This window comes from Paenibacillus sp. TAF43_2 (assembly GCF_052113545.1).
Classification (GTDB): Bacteria; Bacillota; Bacilli; order Paenibacillales; family Paenibacillaceae; genus Pristimantibacillus.
The window spans coordinates 1-2,284 of record NZ_JBFRDK010000342.1 but is presented as its reverse complement, the minus strand read 5'-3'; the positions used below and the strand labels follow the sequence as shown (position 1 = coordinate 2,284).

Annotated in this window: 3 protein-coding genes; all 3 read right to left on the bottom strand. The window is 43.7% G+C overall.

Annotation, left to right across the window (positions count from 1 at the left end; genetic code table 11):
• The coding region (locus tag AB4Z17_RS33140; RefSeq protein WP_441964678.1) for an extracellular solute-binding protein at window positions 1–682 on the bottom strand (682 nt) is incomplete at its 3' end.
• Window positions 683–747: 65 nt separating this feature from the next.
• Complete coding sequence (locus AB4Z17_RS33135) at window positions 748–1,617, bottom strand: carbohydrate ABC transporter permease (RefSeq protein ID WP_441964676.1); 870 nt, start codon at window positions 1,615–1,617, stop codon at window positions 748–750.
• Window positions 1,618–1,630: 13 nt separating this feature from the next.
• Window positions 1,631–2,284, bottom strand: a 654-nt coding sequence (locus AB4Z17_RS33130; protein WP_441964674.1) for an ABC transporter permease, incomplete at its 5' end; no start/stop codon positions are given.

Below are 2,284 nucleotides of genomic sequence, written 5' to 3'. Positions count from 1 at the left end.
CTTTATTCATGCCGCCGATGAATCCGTACGTATCGTTTTTGCCATTTCCGTCCGGGTCTTTCTCTGTAAAGGCTTTCATGACTTCAAACAGCTCGTCAGGTGTCGTTGGCACTTCCATATTCAGCTTTTTCAACCAATCATTACGGATGAAGAAGCTTCGGCTGATACCGTTTACATTATCATAACCTGGAACTCCAATGGTTTTCCCTTGATAGGACATCGCCTCCCAGGAGTCGCTGCTAAAACGTTTTTGAAGTTCAGGGAATTGATCTAGATACGGTGTCAAATCCGCAAGAACGCCTTGATCATAATATTGCGCGAGATCGGACCGACTCTTCAAGAAAAGCAAATCCGGGATATCTCCGCCTGCAATAAGCGTATTTAGTTTGGTTGTTGATTGCCCAGCCTGAGGAATCGTCATATCCAAGTCGATATTCATTGCCTTCTCCAGCATTTGCCGTTGAATGTCTTCATCGCGTGGTGGAATCGGAGCGGCAGCGTTGAACGTGCCTTGGTTAAACATCGTGATTTTCATTTTTTTCGCAAACGGGTTATCCGTAGATGGTGAACTGCTCGAAGCTGTAGGCTTAACCTCCTCTTCTTGATCCCCACATCCCGACAATAGCGTTCCGAGCCCTACAATAGCAGCCAGAATGGCAAATGATATCTTTGTTCTTTGCATATTGACCTCTCCTTTGCTTGTATATTATCACGGTTTCCCGTAACAACCTAGATAAGATTTGCCTTTTAACCTTTAATCGATCCCATGAGCATACCCTTGGTAAAATGCTTTTGCATAAATGGATACACGATCAGAATGGGGACAGTAGTCACGACAACAGCAGYCATTTGAACAGCGAACTGGCTAACCGTTCCGGTATTGGCCATCGACTCAGCACTTTGATTTGCAATGTTGAGCAGAATGTTGCGCAAGACAACTTGAAGTGGCATTAAATTCGCATCATTGATATACACAATCGCATCGAAATAACTGTTCCAATGCCCTACTGCGTAAAATAGGGAAATCGTGGCGAGGACAGGCATGGACAGCGGTAAAATGATTTTCCATAGCGACTGAAGTTCACTTGCGCCGTCTACTCTCGCCGATTCCTCAATTTCAGCGGGCAATTGCTCGAAAAAGCCTTTAATGATCACCAGATTAAACGCACTAATGAGATGCGGAACAATCAAAACCCATGGACTATTTAACATCCCCAAAGAGCGGATTAACAAATAAGTCGGAATTAATCCCCCGCTAAACATCATCGTAAACACAATGAATAATAAAAACGGACTGCGTCCCGGCAAATATTTTTTGGATAACGGGTACGCCGCGATTACCGTAAAAAACACATTTAACGCCGTGCCTACAATTGTTCGGAACAGCGTTATTTTATACGCCTGCCCTATACCATTAGAAATGAATACTTCCTTATAGGCTGCAAAGGTAAAGGATTCTGGTATAATCACAATCCCTCTTCTTAGCACTTCCGATTCCGGTGTTATCGAAACAGCGACCACATATAAAAAGGGAAGCAAGCAAAGCAGCGATAGCACAATAAGAATAAAATAAACGGTTGATTGCCATGCCTTTTCCCCGATCGTCAGCTTAATCATATTTCATACCACCTCACCAAATTTGCCCATCGAATTTTTTGGCAAGCTTGTTTGCAGCCAATACTAAAATAAATCCGATGACAGCTTTAAACAATCCCACAGCAGTTGCGAGGCCAATCTTAAGACGCTCCAGCCCCTCGCGGTATACCCATGTGTCGATAATATCGATTTTCTCCTGGTTAAAAGTATTGGCAAACATGAAGATTTGGTCAAAACCAGCGTCCAGAATATGGCTTAATTTAAGAATGAGCATCAGAATAATGACTCCTCGAATGCCGGGCAAGGTGACATGCCAGAGCTGTCTCGATTTGGAAGCGCCATCCATTCGAGCTGCTTCATATAAGCTTGGGTCAATCCCTGATAATGCGGCAAGGTATAGTATCGCTCCCCAACCGATGTCCTTCCATATTTCAGACGAGATGACAAGCAGTCTTCCCCAAGCAGGCTCCGTTAGGAAGGAGATGGGATCAAAACCGTTTTCCTTCAAAATCATATTGAAAAGGCCATCACCTGGAGCCAATAATGCAACCATCAATCCATAAACAATGACCCAAGACAGAAAATGGGGTAAATAAGTAATGGTTTGTACGATTTTCTTAAACCATTGGGTATGAACTTCATTAAGAAGCAAGGCAAGTGCGATGGGAGCGGAGAAACCGAACAATAG